The organism is Methylophaga thalassica MP (genome assembly GCF_000214595.1).
GTDB lineage: Bacteria > Pseudomonadota > Gammaproteobacteria > Nitrosococcales > Methylophagaceae > Methylophaga > Methylophaga thalassica.
Window position 1 is genome coordinate 133,300 of sequence record NZ_AFIG01000003.1, and the last position, 13,553, is coordinate 146,852.

At 45.4% G+C, this 13,553-nt stretch carries 16 protein-coding genes; all 16 read left to right on the forward strand.

Annotation, left to right across the window (positions count from 1 at the left end):
* The 16 genes from rsxB to MAMP_RS12335 all read left to right on the forward strand — a co-directional run bounded on the left by rsxB (position 1) and on the right by MAMP_RS12335 (position 13,499).
* Positions 1–561: an electron transport complex subunit RsxB gene (rsxB, locus tag MAMP_RS12260; RefSeq protein WP_007146376.1), complete on the forward strand. Its 561-nt coding sequence runs from the start codon at positions 1–3 to the stop codon at positions 559–561.
* The gene (gene rsxC / locus MAMP_RS12265) at positions 558–2,078 is read left to right on the forward strand and encodes an electron transport complex subunit RsxC (protein WP_007146377.1); all 1,521 of its coding nucleotides are present in this window, start codon (positions 558–560) and stop codon (positions 2,076–2,078) included. Before rsxB ends, rsxC begins: the two co-directional genes overlap by 4 nt.
* Positions 2,079–2,080: 2 nt before the next feature.
* A complete protein-coding gene (rsxD, locus tag MAMP_RS12270) occupies positions 2,081–3,112 on the forward strand; it encodes an electron transport complex subunit RsxD (protein WP_007146378.1) in 1,032 nt (343 codons plus the stop codon).
* A complete protein-coding gene (gene rsxG, locus MAMP_RS12275) occupies positions 3,112–3,747 on the forward strand; it encodes an electron transport complex subunit RsxG (RefSeq protein WP_007146379.1) in 636 nt (211 codons plus the stop codon). The genes rsxD and rsxG overlap by 1 nt, the downstream gene beginning before the upstream one ends.
* The gene (locus MAMP_RS12280) at positions 3,744–4,430 is read left to right on the forward strand and encodes an electron transport complex subunit E (RefSeq protein ID WP_007146380.1); all 687 of its coding nucleotides are present in this window, start codon (positions 3,744–3,746) and stop codon (positions 4,428–4,430) included. The genes rsxG and MAMP_RS12280 overlap by 4 nt, the downstream gene beginning before the upstream one ends.
* 1 nt (position 4,431) lies before the next feature.
* Positions 4,432–5,088, forward strand: a complete 657-nt coding sequence (gene nth, locus MAMP_RS12285) for an endonuclease III (RefSeq protein ID WP_007146381.1) — start codon at positions 4,432–4,434, stop codon at positions 5,086–5,088.
* Positions 5,085–5,513: a DUF1841 family protein gene (locus tag MAMP_RS12290; protein WP_007146382.1), complete on the forward strand. Its 429-nt coding sequence runs from the start codon at positions 5,085–5,087 to the stop codon at positions 5,511–5,513. Before nth ends, MAMP_RS12290 begins: the two co-directional genes overlap by 4 nt.
* Positions 5,514–5,579: 66 nt before the next feature.
* Positions 5,580–6,581, forward strand: a complete 1,002-nt coding sequence (locus MAMP_RS12295; RefSeq protein ID WP_007146383.1) for a zinc-binding alcohol dehydrogenase family protein — start codon at positions 5,580–5,582, stop codon at positions 6,579–6,581.
* A gap of 82 nt (positions 6,582–6,663) precedes the next feature.
* Complete coding sequence (locus MAMP_RS12300; protein ID WP_007146384.1) at positions 6,664–7,140, forward strand: c-type cytochrome; 477 nt, start codon at positions 6,664–6,666, stop codon at positions 7,138–7,140.
* Positions 7,141–7,246: 106 nt separating this feature from the next.
* Positions 7,247–10,066 carry a monovalent cation/H+ antiporter subunit A gene (locus MAMP_RS12305; RefSeq protein WP_007146385.1) on the forward strand — a complete coding sequence of 940 codons (2,820 nt, stop codon included), beginning with the start codon at positions 7,247–7,249 and terminating at the stop codon, positions 10,064–10,066.
* On the forward strand, positions 10,067–10,438 hold the full coding sequence (locus MAMP_RS12310; RefSeq protein WP_007146386.1) for a Na+/H+ antiporter subunit C: 372 nt from the start codon (positions 10,067–10,069) through the stop codon (positions 10,436–10,438).
* Positions 10,435–11,964 carry a monovalent cation/H+ antiporter subunit D gene (locus tag MAMP_RS12315; RefSeq protein ID WP_007146387.1) on the forward strand — a complete coding sequence of 510 codons (1,530 nt, stop codon included), beginning with the start codon at positions 10,435–10,437 and terminating at the stop codon, positions 11,962–11,964. The genes MAMP_RS12310 and MAMP_RS12315 overlap by 4 nt, the downstream gene beginning before the upstream one ends.
* Position 11,965: 1 nt before the next feature.
* Positions 11,966–12,454, forward strand: a complete 489-nt coding sequence (locus MAMP_RS12320) for a Na+/H+ antiporter subunit E (protein ID WP_007146388.1) — start codon at positions 11,966–11,968, stop codon at positions 12,452–12,454.
* Positions 12,454–12,723 (forward strand): K+/H+ antiporter subunit F, encoded by a 270-nt coding sequence (locus MAMP_RS12325; protein WP_007146389.1) that lies wholly within the window; start codon positions 12,454–12,456, stop codon positions 12,721–12,723. Before MAMP_RS12320 ends, MAMP_RS12325 begins: the two co-directional genes overlap by 1 nt.
* Positions 12,724–12,726: 3 nt before the next feature.
* Entirely contained in the window at positions 12,727–13,053 is a 327-nt protein-coding gene (locus tag MAMP_RS12330) for a Na+/H+ antiporter subunit G (protein ID WP_007146390.1), read from the forward strand.
* Positions 13,053–13,499, forward strand: a complete 447-nt coding sequence (locus tag MAMP_RS12335; protein ID WP_007146391.1) for a YaiI/YqxD family protein — start codon at positions 13,053–13,055, stop codon at positions 13,497–13,499. The genes MAMP_RS12330 and MAMP_RS12335 overlap by 1 nt, the downstream gene beginning before the upstream one ends.
* Positions 13,500–13,553: the final 54 nt, after the last annotated feature.

A 13,553-nucleotide genomic window follows, 5' to 3' on the forward strand; every position in this document is an offset into this window, starting at 1 on the left:
ATGTTGACTGCAGTAATTGCTTTAACGCTTCTGGCGTTGATTCTCGGTTTGCTATTAGGCTTTGCATCGGTCAAATTCAAAGTTGAAGGCGATCCAATTGTCGACCAGATCGATAAAATTCTTCCTCAAACTCAATGTGGTCAATGTAGTTTTGCTGGTTGCCGGCCTTATGCTGAAGCCATTGCTGCCGGTGAAGTGGATATTAACCGTTGCCCGCCTGGTGGCGAATCCACCATTCAAGCGCTTGCCGATCTATTGGATGTTGAACCAAAACCACTTGATGAAGAATGTGGCGTCGAAAAACCCAAAATGCTTGCGGTGATTGATGAACAACGTTGTATTGGCTGTACTTTATGTATTCAAGCCTGCCCTGTCGATGCGATTTTGGGTGCAGCAAAACATATGCACACGGTTATCGCCGATGAGTGTACGGGTTGTGAACTATGCTTAGAGCCTTGTCCGGTGGATTGTATTGATATGGTTGAAATGACACCTAATCCTAATACCTGGCGCTGGCCAGATCCTTCTCACGTCCAACTGGAGCGTGGAGAAAGAATATGACAAAAACCTTAGGTTCTTTTCCAGGTGGCTTGAAATTACCCGGTCATAAAAAGCGGTCAACGCAAACACCTATCCGTAAAACACCTTTAGCTAAAAGGCTGACCTTACCGCTGCAACAGCATATTGGTAGTGCCGCCATTCCTATTGTCGATGTGGGTGACAAGGTGCTTAAAGGTCAGCAAATTGCTCGCGCCGATGGTCATGTTTCGGTCTGTTTACATGCGCCAAGTTCAGGCACCATTATCGCTATTGAAGATCAGCCTATTCCGCATCCATCAGGTCTGACAGCACCCTGCATCACCATCGAAACAGATGGGGAAGATCGCTGGGTAGAACGCCATCCGGTGAAAGACTACCGCTCACTTTCTGCCCATGAGATTCGTCAAATTGTTCGCGATGCTGGCATTGTAGGACTTGGCGGCGCGGGCTTCCCTAGCTTTATCAAGCTCAACCCCGGCGTGCACCATACCGTCGAAACACTTCTGCTGAATGGGGCAGAATGTGAGCCTTATATCAGCTGCGATGACATGCTGATGCGTGAACGGGCTGACGGCATTATAGATGGCGTCGAAATCATGCAATATGCACTTCGGGCTCGCGAAGTCATCCTGGCGATAGAAGATAATAAACCGCAAGCCATTTCAGCGATGGAACTGGCTTTAGCATCCCGACCACATTTGCAAAATACCCGGCTCGTTGTCGTGCCAACACGCTATCCAACCGGTGGTGAAAAACAGCTTATTCAGGTGGTAACGGGTAAAGAAGTGCCCAGCAATGGTTTGCCTATCGATTTAGGTATTGTTAGCCACAATATGGGAACGGCTTATGCGGTGGGTCGTGCTATTCACCATGGTGAACCTTTGATTTCAAGAATCGTGACGGTCACCGGTAAGGATGTGACCCATGCCGGTAACTTTGAAACCCTGTTCGGCACCCCTATCTCAGAAGTTTTAGCCTACGCCGAAACGAAGCGCGAACCGGATGAAGCCTTTATTCTTGGTGGGCCGATGATGGGCTTTAGCTTGTCAGGTGATAACCTGCCAGTGACAAAAACAGCAAACTGTATTCTTGCTGGTGTAGATGATGCTGCTCCGGCACAAGAACCCTTGCCATGCATTCGTTGTGGAGATTGTGCAAGTGCTTGCCCTGCCAGCTTACTGCCTCAGCAACTCTATTGGCATTCACGCGCAAAAGATTTTGACCAGACCCGCGATTACAATTTATTCGATTGTATTGAGTGTGGCTGCTGTGATTATGTCTGCCCAAGTAAAATTCCGCTAGTTTCTTATTTCCGCTTTGCCAAAACTGAGATTATGAATCAGGAGCGTGAGCATAAAAAATCAGATCTTGCCCGAGATCGTTTTGAAACGCGTCAGGCACGGTTAGAACGTGAACAACGCGAAAAAGAAGAACGTCAACGTCAGCGTAAAGCTGCTCTAGCAGCCTCAAAAGCCAAAAAAGAACAACAGGAAAAGACTGCAGAAACAGCTGACGCGGATAATAAGGAGACAGAGTAAAAATGGCGATATTCCGAATGAGCCCGCCATTTTTGGCAGGCACTAACCGCGTCACCATCCAAATGCTGCAAGTCATCTTTGCGATGATTCCAGCGATAGCCGCTATGGTCTATTTTTTTGGCCCAGCGGTTTTAATCAATATCAGTCTGGCGCTGACTGTAGCTTTATTAGCGGAAGCCATTTTATTAAAGCTTCGCAAACGTCCTGTTAAACCGTTTATTACGGATGGTAGTGCTGCCGTTACCGCCATACTGCTGGCCGTGGCTATTCCGCCATTGTCGCCATGGTGGCTGACTGTGACTGGCGTATTGTTTGCGATTGTGTTTGCCAAACACCTATATGGCGGCCTGGGATATAACCCGTTTAATCCGGCGATGATAGGTTATGTATTGTTACTGGTCTCCTTCCCCCTTGAAATGACAACCTGGTTACCTGTTGATTCACTGACAGAGACTCCCCTTGACCTACATTCCGCTTTTCAGTTGATTTTTTATGGTCAGACCAATGCCGGTTGGGTTGCTGATACCGTGTCCGGTGCCACGCCACTGGATACCATGAAAACCCAGATAGGCCAATCGATTGCACCCGCTTATATTGTGAATCAGAACCTGTTTGGCAGCTTAGGTGGACTTGGCTGGGAATGGATCAATATCTGGTTTGCAGTTGGTGGGCTCTATCTTCTATATCGTCGCGTTATCAGCTGGCATGTGCCTGTTGCCATGATTGGTACGATGTTTGTGTTGAGCGGCGTTACCTATTTATTCGCCCCAGAAATAACGGGGTCACCCCTGTTCCATTTGTTGAGCGGTGGCACCATGATTGGCGCTTTCTTTATTGCCACTGATCCTGTCTCCGGTTCCACCACAGTGAAAGGTCGATTAGTATTCGGCGCTGGAGTTGGCGCGTTGACCTACATTATTCGTGTCTGGGGTGGTTATCCTGATGGTGTTGCTTTTGCCGTTTTATTAATGAATATGCTGGCACCCTTGATCGATTATTACACACAACCCAAAGTCTACGGGGCCACGAAATAATGGCTGATTTTAAAAAACATGTATTAAGAGTAGGCGCCGTTCTTGGTCTTTTTGCTATCGTAGCGACCACCATGGTGGCTTTTACAGAGCAAAATACTCGCCAGCAAATCAAAGAAAATGAACGCCAGGCATTATTGGACGCGATAAACACCTTAATACCGCATGAGCAATACGATAATGCTATTTTGCAAGACACTCTAGCACTGCCTAAAACCGAAGAGCTTGGTACGGAAGAAACCACGCAAGTGTATCGTGCCCGTAAACAGAACCAGCCTGTGGCGGTTGTGCTGACCGTGGTTGCACCTAATGGTTACTCAGGTCGAATTAAAATGTTAGTGGGGATTTATAACGATGGTACTCTGGCTGGTGTCCGTGTTATTAATCACAAAGAAACACCGGGACTGGGTGATAAAATTGATGCCAGTCGTTCAAACTGGATTAAGCAGTTTGAAGGTTTGTCATTAGAAAACCCTTCATCAGCGAAATGGAAAGTCAAAAAAGATGGCGGGGCTTTTGATCAATTCACCGGGGCCACCATTACACCAAGGGCCGTAGTCAAAGCTGTTAAAGCCTCACTAGAATATTTTAAAAATCATCGTGAAGCATTATTTGCCCAAAATGAGGAAAAATCATGAATCCTTATTACCAAATAGTTAAAGAAGGCTTGTGGAAGAATAATCCAGCGCTGGTACAGTTGCTGGGCTTATGTCCCCTTCTTGCCGTCACCAATACTGTCATCAACGGTTTAGGATTAGGCTTAGCGACGATATTAACCTTGGTTGCCTCCAACGGTTTTATCTCTTTATTGAGAAATCAGATTCCTGATGAAGCGCGACTCCCCGTGTTTGTGATGATCATTGCCTCGATTGTGACCATTATCGAATTATCAATGAATGCTTGGTTTCATGATCTGTACCTAATCCTGGGCATTTTTATTCCGTTAATCGTGACGAATTGTTCGATTATTGGTCGGGCTGAAGCCTTCGCTGCCAGAAACTCTGTGGGTCCCGCCCTGCTTGATGGCTTAATGATGGGCTTAGGATTCACTGCAGTATTAGTTGTATTAGGTGGCATGCGTGAACTTATCGGCCAGGGCACACTTTTCTCTCAGGCAGAGTTGATGTTTGGTGATGTAGCGAAAAATTTCAGCATCACAGTGATTGATGATTACCGCGGTTTTTTACTGGCCTTATTACCACCTGGTGCATTTATTGGTCTGGGATTAATCGTCGCATTAAAAAATGTCATTGATGCCAGACTCAGTAAACAACAAACAGCCCAAGTAGAAGCTACGGCTGAAGTGGCTACGAGCAGCTAAAATGAATCAGGCTCAACGGCGTGACTTTTTTGCCACCCTAAAAGCACATAATCCGGCGCCCACCACTGAACTCAATTATTCTTCGCCTTTTGAGTTATTGATTGCGGTTATTTTGTCTGCTCAGGCCACCGATGTGGGTGTCAATAAAGCGACCGACAAACTCTACCCCGTCGCCAATACCCCCGAAAAAATTCTGGCCCTCGGCGTAGACGGTTTAAAGCAGTACATAAAAACCATTGGTTTATTCAATAGCAAAGCCGAAAATGTCATTAAAACCTGCAAAATACTGATTGAGCAGCATAACAGCCAGGTACCGGAAAACAGAGAAGCACTTGAAGCGTTACCAGGGGTTGGCCGTAAAACAGCAAACGTCATTCTGAATACCGTTTTTAAACACCCGGTTATTGCCGTTGATACACATATCTTCCGACTCTCCAACAGAACAGGTCTGGCTAAAGGTAAAACCGTTAGAGCCGTTGAAGATAAGCTGATGAAAGTCGTCCCCAAAGAATATCTGTTAGATGCGCATCACTGGCTGATTCTGCATGGTCGCTATGTTTGCCTGGCACGTAAACCGAAATGTGACACATGTTGCGTTACTCAATACTGTGACTACTATCGCGATCAGCAACGTCGTCAGTCACGCTCAGTGTCATGATGTTTGGACAAAACAGACAAGAAATCAGACAAGTCTATTTTGATGTCTGGGCAAAAAGTCACTCAGGCCAACCCTTATCTGAGCTTGAGAAACACATCGCTCATATCATAGAACTTCACCCAGAATATCACCTCTTATTTAACCAGCCAGAAAACATCCATCAGGACTACTTTGTAGAAGCAGGTGATACCAATCCATTTTTGCATATGGGATTACATCTGGCATTGCATGAACAAATCCAAACGGACAGACCCTCTGGTATTCGTGAAATTTATCGGCAATTACTGGTTATCAAACAGGATCAACACCACTGTGACCATCTGATGATGGACTGTCTGGCTGAATCCATATGGCAAGCACAACGAGATGGTATTCCACCATCAGAAGAAACCTATCTAAACGCGCTTAAACAATTATTGTCATAACTTCAGATCAACTTAATTCACTCTATCAGCTCATTAATGTCTTAATGCAACACGGAGAATAGCGATATGAAAGCCTACGGATTTTTCCACGCCAACGGACAAGCACAACTCATCGAACGCGAAACACCAATAGCAAAAGGCCGCGATCTGTTGATTAAAATTGATGCGATTGCCGTCAACCCGGTTGATACAAAAATAAAAGCCAGTCTGGGTGATGGGGTTGAGCAAGCCAGAATCATTGGCTGGGATGCATGTGGCACCGTTATCGATACAGGCAGTGAGTGCGACTTATTCAAAACCGGTGATAAAGTCTTCTACTCAGGTGATGTAACCCGTGACGGCTGTTATGCTTCTCACCAGTTAGTGGATGAACGCATTGTTGGTAAAGCGCCCAAGAACTTAAGTGCAGAACAAGCAGCAGCAATGCCTCTCACTAGTATTACCGCCTGGGAGGCATTATTCTCAAGAATGCGAATTCGAGCCGACTTGGATAAAGGCAAAACAATCCTGATTGTTGGCGGTGCCGGTGGTGTGGGCTCAATTGCTATTCAACTTGCTAAACAGCTAGGCCAACTGAATGTGGTTGCTACAGCTTCTCGTCAGGAATCCATCGACTGGTGTTCTGAACTGGGCGCGGATCATGTGATTAATCACCAGCAATTAAGCGAACATTATTCAACATTAAATATTCCGGCTCCTGATTATATTTTATGTCTGGCTGACACTGATCCCTATTACGAGGAGTTAACTGACCTAATAGCACCTCAAGGTCTGATTTGTTTTGTTGTCACCAGCCAGCAGCATCACAATATTGATAAATTAAAAAATAAAAGTGCAGGCATCGTATGGGAGTTTATGTTTGCCAGACCGATGTACCACACAGCCGATATGATCGAGCAACACCGTCTCCTCAATAAAGTCTCAGAAATGCTTGATAATAAAATACTCAAATGTACTCACAAACACACATTGGGGCCGATTTCTACCAGCAATATTGAGCGGGCTCATCAGTTATTATTGACGGCTAGAACGATAGGGAAAATAAGCCTTTCTGCTATAGAGGACTAATCCTTTCTGCCGCTTTTCGTAGCGCAGCGTGTTCGTTAACCGTATAATCATCGCCATTATTTAAAATCAGCAGAGGTTAGTAATGAATAAGAAATCTGGTCAATTTTTTATCGGTAGTATCGTCACCATATTGGCACTTTACGGTTTAGTGTTAATCATCCTGAATAACTCGCTCGAATTAGGAAAAGACGCTACAGCCCCTGCCAGTATGGAAGAAGATGCTGTTGCAGAGCGCATCAAACCTGTTGCTGAAGTTAATATCGGTGAACCGCCTGCAGTACAAGCCCCAGCCGCTGAAGAAGAATCTGACACTGCCGGTGGACCTGGTCAGCAAATCGTGACACAGGTTTGTGCGGCATGTCACGGCGCTGGATTAATGGGCTCGCCAAAAATCGGTAATGCTGCAGACTGGGCACCACGTATTGAGAAAGGTATGGAAACCTTGCATAAACATGCTATTGAAGGTTTCAATATGATGCCGGCAAAAGGCGGTCGTGCTGACCTGAGTGATGAGGCTGTTATGGCAGCTGTTGATTATATGGTGTCACAATCAAAATAACGTTCGGCCACTAATGAGTAAAAAAAGCACTGTCGAGCACTGCTCGACAGTGCTTTTTCATGTATAAATACAGTATATGAGCATCCGTTAGATAACAGGAAAATCAATGAATTTATTGACGTTCAACTTACCTTTAGTTGCTCTGATACCTTTTCTAGGCGCACCGATTGCCGCATGGGCTGCTAGGTTCAGTCGTGTCGCCTCAGCTTGGGTTGCGGGTGCTGTTACCTTTTTGTCTCTGCTGACATTAATGCCAGCTGTGCATATTCCTTTTAATAATGAAACCTTAATTCAAAGCTGGTCATGGCTACCTACGCTCGGATTAGATTTTGCATTCCGTCTTGATGGCCTATCTCTAGTGTTTAGCTTTTTGATCTTACTGATTGGCCTACTGGTCATCTTGTATGCACGCTATTATTTATCGGCTCAGGACTCCATGGGCCGTTTTTTTGCCTATTTACTAATGTTTATGGGCTCAATGTTAGGCATTGTGCTGTCAGAAAATTTAATTCAGCTGGTCATTTTCTGGGAATTAACCTCGCTTACTTCGTTTTTATTGATTAGTTATTGGCAATACAGCCAGGATGCACGTGACGGTGCTCGTATGGCGCTGACGATCACCGGTGCCGGTGGTTTGGCTATGCTGGCTGGTGTGTTAATGATTGGCAATATGGTTGGTAGTTTTAATCTGACCGATGTCTTAGCCTCTGGCGACTTGATTCGTCAAAATGAACATTATCTGACAGCCTTGGTTTTAATTCTGTTAGGGGTCTTTACCAAATCAGCGCAGTTCCCATTTCATTTCTGGTTGCCTCATGCCATGGCGGCCCCCACACCTGTATCAGCCTATTTACACTCAGCCACCATGGTCAAAGCCGGTATTTTTATTCTGGCAAGACTGTTTCCAGTACTGTCAGGCACTGAAGCGTGGGGTTGGCTGGTAGGTGGTGCCGGTATGATCACCATGGTACTAGGTGCTTACACAGCTCTTTTCAAACATGATCTAAAAGGCCTTTTAGCTTATTCAACCATAAGTCACCTGGGCTTGATTACCCTGTTATTTGGCTTTAGTACCAAACTGGCTGCTGTCGCCGCGATTTTTCATATTATTAATCACGCCACCTTTAAAGCGTCATTATTCATGGTGGCAGGTATTATTGATCATGAGTGTGGCACCCGCGATATGCGTAAAGTAAATGGCTTATTGAAATATATGCCGCATACTGCCGTACTGGCGATGATTGCAGCCTCCGCCATGGCCGGTGTACCACTGCTGAACGGCTTTCTAAGTAAAGAAATGTTTTTCCAACAGGCTTTAACAGCCACGGATCACCATACATTAAGCTGGGCAATCCCTATTATCGTAACCTTTGGTGCTGTGTTCTCAGTCGCTTACTCACTGCGTTTTATCCACGACGTCTTCTTTAATGGTGAACCTCAGGGATTAACTAAAACACCGCATGAACCCCCTCGCTTTATGAGAATACCTGTCGATATTCTGGTACTGCTTTGTCTTGGGGTAGGAATGATGCCCGTATTAATCGTCGCCCCTATTTTGACTGTGGCGGTGGCAGCTAGTCTGCAAGGGGTACCGCCGGACTACAGTCTGGCCATCTGGCATGGCTTTAATATTCCGCTATTGATGAGTTTTATTGCTTTGGTTTTCGGCGCGATTGTTTATTTCTACCGTGAAAAATTATTCCGTTGGCATGATACAAACCTACCCCGTCTGGATGCGAAAACACTATTCAACCGGGTCACACATGGTTTATTAGTATCGAGCGGTAAAATCAGTCGTCTATTCGATCGTGGTTCCTTACAAAATGCCATCAGCTGGGTATTGTTATCCGGTGTCGCTGCGACCTTATATGGCTTTTTACAATTCGATAGTCCACTGTTTGGTGACAGAAACTTACTGGATGCTAACCTGCTCACCATGATCCAAGTTGGCATTCTGGTTGTGGCGAGCATTCTAACGGCTGTGATGCACCATAACCGACTGGTAGCACTCATTATTATCGGTGTTATTGGTTTGATCGTATCTTTGGGTTTTGTGAAATTCTCAGCACCTGATTTAGCCTTAACTCAGTTATCAGTCGAAGTTGTCACGATTGTGCTTCTTTTATTGGCTCTGTTTTTCTTGCCCCAGCATAGTCCTCAGGAAAGGAGTCATAAACGCCTGACCCGTGATTTGGTTTTATCTGTGTCTGCCGGTGTCACGGTGATGTTATTAGCTATGGCGGTAATGACGCGTGACTACAGCACAATTTCAGGCTTCTTCCTTGAGAACAGTAAACCGGGTGGCGGTGGTACGAATGTGGTCAATGTCATTCTGGTCGATTTCCGTGGCTTTGATACATTAGGTGAAATCGTGGTACTGGCGCTTGCTGGCCTGGGTATTTTTGCTTTACTGGAAAACCTGAAACTTCCAGCACCACTACGTGATATAGACGGTCGTGAATGGAGCCATGATCCCCATCCTCCAATTATGCAAACACTGACCCGATTGCTGTTTCCATTAATGTTAATGGTGGCGGTGTTTATTTTCCTGCGTGGTCATAATTTGCCAGGGGGTGGCTTTATCGCAGGCTTAATTGCTGCTGTGGCTTTGATTTCACAATATCTTGCTAACGGTATTGCCTGGACCAATGCCAGAATTAAAGTAGATATGCATAAGGTGATTGCTGTCGGATTAACCGCTGCCTTTGTCACTGGTTTGGCCGCTATGTTCTTGTCTTACCCATTCCTGACCACCACCTTCACTTATTTGACGTGGCCGATTGTCGGTAAATTTGAAATCGCCAGCGCCATGATCTTTGATTTGGGGGTATTCCTCGTTGTGGTCGGCGCCACTGTCCTCATTCTGGTCGAACTGGGTAAGCTCAGTCATGCATCACACAGTTTAGCTCAACAGGAGAAAAAATAGATGGAGTGGTTAGTCGCCATCGCGATAGGTGTCATGACATCATGTGGTGTCTACCTTGTGCTTCGCGCCCGTACCTTTCCACTGGTACTCGGGTTAACACTGATTTCCTATGCCGTGAATGTATTTTTATTTGTCATGGGCCGCTTACAGATTGGTGAAGCTGCCATTATTTCTGCTGAAACAACAAAATATACCGATCCACTTCCTCAGGCACTGGTATTAACAGCGATTGTCATTGCCTTTGGTATGACGGCGTTTCTTATTGTTCTGGCTTTAAAAGCACGTAGCGAATTGGGTAATGACCATGTCGATGGAATGAGTTATGTGGCTGAGGAACAAGAGAAGAAAACAGCTGGAGGCCAATCAAAATGATGCTGTCTCAGCTTCCTATCCTGCTAATTCTATTACCTTTATTAGGCGGCATATTGACCTTATTTGCCCGCCCCAAAGGAATAGCCTTACAACGCCTACTCAGTTTGTTTTTTACTGCTGCCCTGCTGTTACTCAGTATTTATACGGTCTCCATTGCTAATAGTGGTGATTATTCTGTTTATTTACTGGGTAACTGGACAGCACCGTTTGGGATTGTGATGGTACTGGATAAACTGTCAGCCCTGATGGTATTGCTGACCTCTATTCTGGCCGTTGTTGCCCTCGCTTATGCCATCAGCCAGAATACCGACAAAAATGGGCAACACTTTCATGTCTTATATCAAATACAACTGTTTGGATTAAACGGCGCTTTTCTGACAGGTGATTTATTTAATCTGTTTGTCTTCTTTGAAGTATTGTTATTAGCTTCTTATGGTTTATTGCTGCACGGTGGCGGTCGTCTGCGCACCAAAGGCGGACTGCACTATGTAGTGATTAATCTGGTCGGTTCCAGCTTGTTTTTGTTTGCGGTTGGTACGTTATATGGCATTTTGGGTACACTCAATATAGCCGATATGTCGACACACATCGTTCAATTAGATTCGATGGACCAAGGTATTGTCGCAGCAGCTGGCCTGCTGCTTCTGGTGGTATTTGGCATCAAGGCGGCCATATTTCCACTCTATTTATGGCTGCCCGGAGCCTACGCAAATACGTCAGCTGCGGTAGCCGCTTTATTTGCCATTATGACCAAAGTGGGTTTATACGCCATAATTCGGGTTCACGGCACCTTATTTTCAGAGCAAGCAGGCGCTTTAGCTGGGCTGCATGCCGATGTGGTATTAACCCTTGGGCTAGTGACATTGGCTATGGCCGTTTTGGGTGTATATGCCGCTCGTTCATTAAAAGAACAAACCGCTTTTCTGATTCTCGCCTCGGTAGCCACTTTATTAATCGGTATCGGTATTAACACCACGGATGCTATGGCTGCCACTTTGTATTACCTCATCCATTCCACGCTGATTGGTGCTGGCTTATTCCTATTGGCAGACATCATAGCCAGAGCAAGAGGCTCGTATTCAGATAGATTGCGGGCGGGCGCCCCTATCAAACAGGCTGTTTTCCTGGGTTCTATCTTTTTCATTACCACGATTGCCATTGTCGGCATGCCACCGTTATCAGGTTTTATTGGCAAAGTCATGATTTTGGAAGCCGCGATGAGTAGTGCTTTCAGTACCTGGATTTATGCCGTTATTCTGGTGGGCAGTTTATTGATGATTATGGCAATGGCGCGCTCGGGCTCGATTTTGTTTTATCAGGTAGACAGCTCTCTGGATGACGATGGTGAGAAGTTAAATATTCGTGCCACGGCTATGGCATTAATTTTAGTGTTCGCCAGTCCTGTATTAGTCATCGCTGCCGGCCCCATCTCTGAATTTACCCAAAGCGTGGCTTCACAACTCAGCAATCATCAAAGCTATATCAATGCGGTGATGAGCCAGCCAGCCTATCAGGGAGGAAAATAAGATGTGGCGTAAATGCTTTCCTCATCCTTTTCTGACCCTAGCGTTATGGGTCATCTGGTTATTACTGAACAATACCCTTTCTGCTGGTCAGATGATTTTGGGAGGACTTCTCGCGATCTTTATTCCCTGGTTTAGTGCCGGTTTTTGGGAAGAACGCATCAGTGTCCGTCGACCATGGCTAATAGTGAAGTTTTTTGCCTCCGTGCTCTGGCAAATCATTATTGCCAATATTCATGTCGCGCGCTTAATTCTGATGTCTTCAGACAGACTGAGACCAGGCTTTGTTGAAATCCCCCTGGATTTAACCTCACCGCTAGCTATCAGTATTCTCGCCAATACTATTTCACTGACACCTGGCACGGTGACCTGTGATTTGTCTCAAGATCAGAAAAGCCTGTTGATTCATGCCTTACATATTGATGATGCCCAAAGCACCATTGATGAAATCAAACAGCTCTTTGAAAAACCGTTAAAGGAGATTTTCAACTAATGCTGAATATCGCCATCATTACTGCCTGTGTTATGGTCTGTACAGCTCTTTTATTGAGCCTGTATCGTCTTCTTATCGGTCCTAGCGTGCCAGATAGAATCCTGGCTCTGGATACGCTTTATATCAATTCTATTGCGCTGCTTATCCTGCTGGGCATTTTTCTGCGAAGTAATCTTTATTATGAAGCCGCCTTGCTGATTGCCCTAATGGGCTTTATGGGCACACTCGCGCTCAGTAAATATCTGCTTCGCGGCGACATTATGGAATAAGCCATGTTAGAAATTTTATTATCTATTCTGATTATTCTGGGTGGTTTTTTCACACTGGTTGGCTCATTAGGTTTGTTTAAGCTACCTGATTTTTATATGCGTTTACATGGGCCCACCAAAGCCAGCACACTCGGCGTTGGTGCAGTGCTGGTCGCTTCGGCTATTCATTTCAGTGTGAAAACAGGTGATATCAGCCTGCATGAAATCCTTGTCACCTTATTCTTATTTATCACAGCCCCGGTCAGTGCACATTTGATGGCAAAGGCAGCACTTCATATTAAAGTCAGACAAGAAAAACGCACACTCAATAAATCTGATCAGGAGCAGTAATGCATATCTGGGTCGATGCCGACGCCTGTCCGGCTGTTATTAAAGAAATCCTGATTCGGGCATCAAGACGCACCTCGCTACCGCTTACCTTTATTGCAAACCACGCTATTAAGGTGCCGGCAGATAACCAGATCCAGTTTATTCAGGTCGCCTCCGGTTTTGATATGGCCGACAATGAAATTGCCAGCCGTGTCCAGACGAAAGACTTAGTCATTACGGCTGATATTCCACTTGCCAATGATGTCATCGACCGCGGTGGCATCTGTCTCAGCCCCCGTGGTGAGTTAATGGATAAAAGTAATATTGCCGCCCGTCTCACCATGCGTAATTTTATGGATACCATGCGTTCAAGTGGTGTAGATACCGGCGGTCAAAACGCATTTAATCATCGTGACAGAATGCAATTTGCCAACCAGCTAGACAAAATTATTCAATCGTCTATTTAACAAAAAACCGAATAATCGGAACATCCCTATTGATAATTCTGTCCTAGCGATGGT